The organism is uncultured Alloprevotella sp. (assembly GCF_963536905.1).
Lineage (GTDB): Bacteria > Bacteroidota > Bacteroidia > Bacteroidales > Bacteroidaceae > Alloprevotella.
Window position 1 is genome coordinate 1 of sequence record NZ_CAUTBW010000075.1, and the last position, 7,433, is coordinate 7,433.

Sequence of the window (7,433 nt, forward strand, 5' to 3'; positions counted from 1 at the left end):
TTTTAGGCTTTTATTGAAACTTTTTTGAGGAAAAGAAGAACTGCTTATCCCGAATTGGGGTTTTGATTTTTTATAATAAAAAACTATATTAAATTAAGAAGAAACTCGAAAAGATGTTGCAAGTATAAATGTGTCACGTAAAATTCGTATTTTTGCCTTATAAATTTTTGAAGCAATCAGATCATTAGGAAAAATAATACAATGGATAGTAGGTATAGTACTTAGTCTTTACCTACTTATCCTATTTGTAATTAACTTCTCTCCTACCCAACGCATCATAGCAAATGCCATCCAAAATACATTGTCGGAGAAGTTACACACTACGGTAACTATTGGTAATATCAACATCGGATTATTTAACCGTGTCATCATTAAAGATCTAAACATAAAGGACCAAAGTCAGCAACTCTTGCTTGGATGCGATTTGGCAACAACTAAATTTGAAATCAAACCTCTATTATGGGGGGAAATCTCCCTAAGAACGGTGTCGCTCTTAGATGCGAACATACAACTCTATAAGAAAGCGGCAAACTCCCCCACGAATTTCCAATTCATCATCGATGCACTGAAATCAAAAGAAGAGAAAAAAGAAGAAGCACTAAATCTTCGCATCAACAGTGTTATCTTGCGTCGTGTCAATGTCACTTGGAATGAATGGTACAAAGCACAGAGTCCAGGAAAAATTAATTTTTCACACCTTTCGATAAGAGATATTAGTTCCAATATCAGTTTAAAACGCCTTACGCTGGACAGTATCAATCTCCGCGTGCGTGCTCTTTCCTTTAAAGAACAGAGCGGATTAGACATTAAAAAACTAACGTTCCGCCTTATTGCCAACCATCATAAAGCTATACTGACAAACTTCGATTTACGACTATCAAATTCTTATATAAATCAAAGCCGTATTGTTTTTACATATGATGATAGCTCAATACAAACGCTGGGATATACCCTTACATGCCGAGGTGCCATAGATCAGGCCCAACTATCAACTGAAGACTTTTCATTTGCCATCCCACAGTTCAAAGGACTTAAAGAAACTCTTTCTTTAGCAACCTATTACTCTATAAATAACAACAGGTTAAGCTTCAACAACATTCAAATAAAAAACAAAAATGAGCATCTAAATCTATTAGCTTCCTTTACACTAAACAGAACGAATGGAAAAATTAATGATTTAGCACTTAACATCCATCAATTCTCACTAACACAGAGACTTGGGCAGAGACTCTTCATGCATTTCAGTCACAAAGAAACACCTGCCATCTTTTCTCGGGTAGGTAACATTGATTACTCTGGCATTATACGAATAAAACTCGGTAAATCCTATTCGGCTAAAGGCTTATTGAAGACTGGCGTAGGGAGTTTCAACGAAGCGTTAACTTATAAAGACGAACGATTATCAGGGAGCGTTAAAGGGAAAGCTTTCGCATTGGCAGAAATCGTCGGAAAGAAAGACCTACCTTCTCAAATCACATTCAATCTTCAAGGAGAAATTTTACTAAATAAGCAGACACCCAAAAGCAATGCTAATATTAGTATAGAGAAGTTTGAACTTAAAAACTATCTCTACCACGGCATTACAAGTCAGTTAAAACTAGCAAATAAATATTTTGAATTAAGCCTAAAATCAACAGATCCCAATATGTTGCTGGGAGTAAATATAGAAGGTAATCTCAAAAAGTTAACTCCTTACAATATTCGCGTAAAGGCAGACATTCATAAACTGAATCCAGCATCTCTACATCTGACACAACATTTTGGGAAAGCCAGCTTTGCCACTTCGCTTGAAGGTACATTGAAAGATTTAAACTTACAAAATCCTATTGCTCAAGTAAAAATACGAAATTTCAGCATGTTTGACAATGATTCCACCTATCAGTGTCAGCAACTAAATATATCCACAACAACACAGTCTTTACACCTAAGAAGCGACTTTGCAGATGCAGATATACAAGGACCGATGGATTTACAAAAGCTCAAAAAGAGTATTTTCCATATTTTAGCAAAATCTGTTCGAGGGCTTATAGAATTGACAGACAAAGAAAAAGGAGAGAAATGGGCATTTAATGTACAAGTAAAGAAAACAGATATTCTTCGCCGACTCCTTAATATCCCCATCTACATTTCAAATGTTGCAACACTCCGAGGTTACATTAATCACGAGAGCAATGCAACATCCATAACATTTGATACAAAAGACGTCATATATGACGGACTAGAATTAAAAGATATAAGTCTGTATTTCAACAGTAAAGAAGATAGCGCTAAACTATTACTACAAGCAAAGAAAACCTTTGAAGAAACCAATATTCAAGTGGTAATTGACGGAAAAGCAGAAAAAGGAAAGATGCTGACAAATATCTATTGGGACGAATATATAAATCATGAAATAGGAGGTTCACTAAAGTTCACTACCAATTTCTCAAACGAAGGAAAGCTTATTAACATAGATATTCATCCTACAAACTTTCACATAGGAGATAGTATCTGGGATATTGATAGAGGACAACTTACTTATACGCGTCAGAATCTTGACATTAGAGCTTTTTCAATAAGACATAGCGATCAAAAATTAAACATCTTTGGAAAACTATCTTCTAATCCGGAGGATTCTATCTACGCTCAACTACAAAAAATAGATGTAGCTTACGTTATGAATCTTGTGGACTTCCACGCAGTAGACTTTGCCGGAAAAGCATCAGGAACAGCAAGTATTTCTCACGATCAAAGAGGTAACCAACTTTCTGCAGATTTATACATCCCCGACTTCCATCTAAATGATGAATTTCTCGGCAAATTACATCTGCAAGGAGGCTTTGATTTCCCTAATAAACAAATCAATCTGAATGGAGATATCGTTGAAGGAGATACAGCAAGAACAAAAGTAAAAGGATACGTTAATCTACATCACAAACAATTACAACTGGATATAAATAGTAAGAAAACAAACTTAGTATTTCTGAATCGCTACATCAGTGATATCTTTGATAATTTTCAAGGCAGAGGAACGGGACATTGCCGCATCTTTGGCCCGCTCAAACAATTAGATTTTGAGGGAGAAATAGATGTGTGGGCAAGAGCAAAAATACAAGCAACAGGAGCATCATATCTTGTAAATAATGGACATGTAACAATTCAACCAGGCATCTTCTCCTTCCATAACTTTACGGTTTCTGATGAAAAAGATGGAGACGGAACGGTGAATGGTACTCTACAACATACGCACCTAAAGAATTTGCGCTACAACTTTGATGTAGAAGCAAAACGGCTACTAGTTTTAAACCAACCTCCCAATGTAGACCTACCCTTCTACGCGACAGCTTATGGAACAGGACACATGGCACTGAAAGGCGCTCCTAATAATTTGCAAATAGATCTGAACATGCATCCAGAAAAAGGAACTATCTTTACTTACACAGTCAATAGTCCTGATAATTTTACCAATGTGCCCTTCATCAGATTTGCAGAGCGCAATGATAGTGTACAATCCTCTTCGCGGTTGTCGTTCGAAAAACAAAAACCAACAAAAGCACCTAAGGACAGCACAGAGAGCAGTTCTACCAACATCCGTATGAATATGCTTTTCGACGTCACACCTGATGCAACAATCAAGGTTGTCATGGACGAAAAAACAGGTGATGCCATTACTGTACATGGAAATGGTCCGATACGTGTCAACTATTATAATAAAGGTAATTTTAACATGTATGGAACATATACTGTTGAGAATGGAACTTATAAAATGAGTATCCAAAATGTCATACGGAAAGACTTTTCTTTTACTCAAGGCAGTAGAATAATCTTCAACGGTGATCCGTATCAGGGCGACTTAAATATGCAAGCTGTATATGCCATCAACTCAGCTTCACTTGCCGACTTAAATATCGGAAGAAACTTCAGTACAAATACTACGCGTGTAAATTGTTTATTGAATTTCCATGGCAAAGTACAGAACCCAGAAGTAAACTTTGATCTTGATTTACCAAATGTAAATGAAGACGAGAAGCAGATGGTAAGACATCTTATCGCAACAGAAGAAGATATGAACATGCAAATCATTTATCTTCTTGGGGTTGGCAGATTCTACGCTCCAAACTACTCGCAAACTGCAACAAACAGCAATGAAACACAAACAGGAGCAGCAATGAAATCATTTCTATCATCCACTCTTTCAAACCAACTTAATAGCATCATTTCCAGCGCCATAAATAGTTCAAACTGGACTTTTGGTGCAAATCTATCAACAGGATCTTTAGGTACTAATACAATGGAAATAGAGGGGCTATTAAGTGGACGTCTGCTCAATAATCGACTACTTATCAACGGCAACTTTGGTTACCGAGATAACACCTATAACACAACGAACTTTGTGGGTGACTTTGATGCACAATATATCCTAACCAAAGGAGGAGGCGTGAGTCTGAAAGCATACAGTGAAACTAACGATAGATACTTTACTCGCTCTACACTTACTACACAAGGAATTGGAATTTTGCTTAAACGCAATTTTAATAAAGTAGGAGAACTCTTTCGCTGGTTGAGACCTTCACGTTCACAAAGAAAAGGAAACATTAGCACTCACAATTAAATTATGTCGTAGAAAAGCGGCACTCCTTTATCACTTTTTTTGAACTGATAAATAAGCTACTAGAAAATAATGGAAAATACTACCATTTGTGCCATAGCAACTGCTCCAGAAGGAGCCTTGGGTATTGTACGTGTATCAGGACCTAAGGCTATTAAAATTACAGAACACGTCTTTGACCGTCCCTTAATAAATCGCCCAGCGAACTCTATAGTCTTTGGACGCATAATAGACAATGATAGCATATTGGATGAAGTTTTGGTTAGCATCTTTCATGCGCCACACTCCTATTCTGGAGAAAATGCGACGGAGATATCGTGCCACGGTTCTAAATACATACTACAACGCTGCATTGAACTACTCATTCAAGCAGGCTGCGTAATGGCTGAACCTGGAGAATTCACAAAACGTGCCTTCCTTAATGGAAAGATGGATCTTAGTCAAGCAGAAGCTGTGGCAGATTTAATAGCATCGTCAACCCAAGCCACTCACCACTTGGCTATGAGCCAGATGCGAGGAAACTACAGTACCGCTCTGAAAAAACTTCGAGATAAGTTACTACACCTGACATCATTATTGGAGTTAGAACTTGACTTTTCAGACCATGAAGACCTAGAATTTGCAGATCGAACAGAACTCACCAATATCGCCACAGATATCAATGATCACATCACTCACCTGTTAAAAAGTTTCCGTTTAGGAAATGCTATAAAACATGGTATACCTGTAGCTATCGTTGGCCAAACCAATGCTGGGAAGTCTACAATATTGAATGCACTAGTAGGAGAAGAGAAAGCCATTGTCAGCGATATTCATGGAACTACGCGAGATATTATTGAAGACGTTGTAAACATCGAAGGAATTCCATTCAGATTCATTGATACTGCCGGTTTACGCAGTACTACAGATACAATAGAACGCTTAGGAATTGAACGAAGTTATATCCAACTAGAAAAGGCCGACATCGTACTATGGGTTATAGATGCGTTACTTCTTGAAAATGATGTTCAAGATTTATCTGAACAAATTCTCCCTCATTGTGAGAATAAGCAATTGGTATTAGTCATCAACAAATGCGACTTAGCAGCTGACACTCCACAAGGTGAAGCGAAGATTAAAGAAAGCGTAGAGAAATTACTCAGAAGCTGTCCCAAAGACACTCGTAAAATTATGATAAGTGCTCATCAAACGAAAGATATTTCCCGCCTTCAAAACATTTTCCCTACACTCATTGACCGCACCAAGATAGAAGGGGCCTCCTCGTCCGTTATCGTGACAAATCTTCGCCACTACGAAGCTTTTAATCGTGCACAAAAATCTATTGCGCAAGCTATTTCCGCCCTCAATCTTAGTTTGTCGGGGGAACTTATCAGTGAAGATTTGCGCGACTGTATTCGCGCGCTCTCTGAGATTGTTGGAGAAGTAAACACTCAAGATGTCCTTTCCAATATATTTTCCAAGTTTTGTGTGGGAAAGTAATCTTTTTGCATCGAAAAATAAATAGCAAAGAAGTAGACAATAGCAAAACTGATGAACAAGCTTGGTTATCGAATCAGACTAGCTGTTGATCTTTAAAGATTTTCATAAACACGCCTAAGTGCATAGCCTGAAAGCTAAGCAACTTAATAATTTATAAAAAGCAGATGCAATAAGAAATAAATTTGTACTTTTGCTTTCCAAAAGTGTTTCAACATATATGCGCAAGGCCCTACTCTATATTTTCATTTCCCCACTCTTTTTGACGGGATGTAACGAAACAAACAATCTTTTGAAGTCATCTGACTATGACTATAAGTATGAAGCTGCCAAACAGCTTTATGCTGAAGGACATTACAATAGTGCTTCTTATCTCTTGCAAAACGTGTTAACAGCCATGAAAGGCTCTAATAAGGGAGAAGAAAGTCTTTATCTACTTGGGCTAACCTCTTTAAAGTCCAAAAACTATGATGCTGCTTCTACCTACTTTAAGAAGTATAATGAAACCTACCCTAAAGGAATTTATGCAGAAGAGGCTAAATTCAACACAGGTATGGCTCTATATTTAGGTACTCCAGAACCTAAATTAGATCAAACAGCTACCTATCAAGCCGTTAATCAGTTTCAGCAGTTTTTAGACGCTTATCCAGCTAGTCATCTTAGAGAAAATGCGCAACAATGTATTTTCGAACTACAAGATAAACTTGTAGAGAAACAATATCTCAATGCTAAATTGTATTACGACCTAGGTTCTTATATTGGCAATGGCGTAAATGGTAACTATGAAGCATGTATCATAACAGCCGAAAATGCAATCAAAGATTTCCCTTACACAAAGCGTCGCGAGGATTTAGCATATCTTATTCTGAAAGCTAAGTTCGATTATGCTCATAATAGTATAGCTCAAAAACAAGAAGAACGCTTCAACGATGCAATAGATGAATATTATGGATTCTTGAATGAATATCCTGAGTCTAAATATCTTAAGGATGCAAAGGCTTATTACGACAAAACTCCTGTAAAATATAAACGTTCTACAAATAATTAAGACGAAGCCTTTCTTCTTTCGTTTTGCTCCCACTAGACACTTCAAAAAAAGAATATAATAAAGAATACGAATATGGATTACAAAAACAGCAAAGCCCCCACAAACACAGTCACGCACAACATTATGGACTTTGCCCGTGGTACAGGAAATGTCTACGAAAGCGTTGTCATTATGTCGAAGCGCGCTAATCAGATTGCAGCCCAGATGAAGGAAGATTTGAGCAAAAAGTTGAAAGAGTTTGCTCAAACTAATGACAATTTAGAAGAGACCTTTGAAAACCGCGAGCAAATTGAGATTTCTCGTTACTACGAAAAACTTCCT

4 protein-coding genes are annotated in these 7,433 nt (G+C 37.2%); all 4 read left to right on the plus strand.

What is annotated here, in order from left to right; genetic code table 11:
- Positions 1 to 301 precede the first annotated feature (301 nt).
- A complete protein-coding gene (locus ABLA33_RS09735; protein WP_347720153.1) occupies positions 302 to 4,591 on the plus strand; it encodes a translocation/assembly module TamB domain-containing protein in 4,290 nt (1,429 codons plus the stop codon).
- 69 nt (positions 4,592 to 4,660) lie between these two features.
- Entirely contained in the window at positions 4,661 to 6,067 is a 1,407-nt protein-coding gene (gene mnmE, locus ABLA33_RS09740; RefSeq protein WP_347720154.1) for a tRNA uridine-5-carboxymethylaminomethyl(34) synthesis GTPase MnmE, read from the plus strand.
- A 217-nt stretch (positions 6,068 to 6,284) separates the two neighbouring features.
- Positions 6,285 to 7,112 (plus strand): outer membrane protein assembly factor BamD, encoded by an 828-nt coding sequence (gene bamD, locus ABLA33_RS09745; RefSeq protein ID WP_347720155.1) that lies wholly within the window; start codon positions 6,285 to 6,287, stop codon positions 7,110 to 7,112.
- A gap of 72 nt (positions 7,113 to 7,184) precedes the next feature.
- Positions 7,185 to 7,433 (plus strand): DNA-directed RNA polymerase subunit omega (locus tag ABLA33_RS09750; RefSeq protein ID WP_347720156.1); only part of this gene is annotated, 249 nt, incomplete at its 3' end.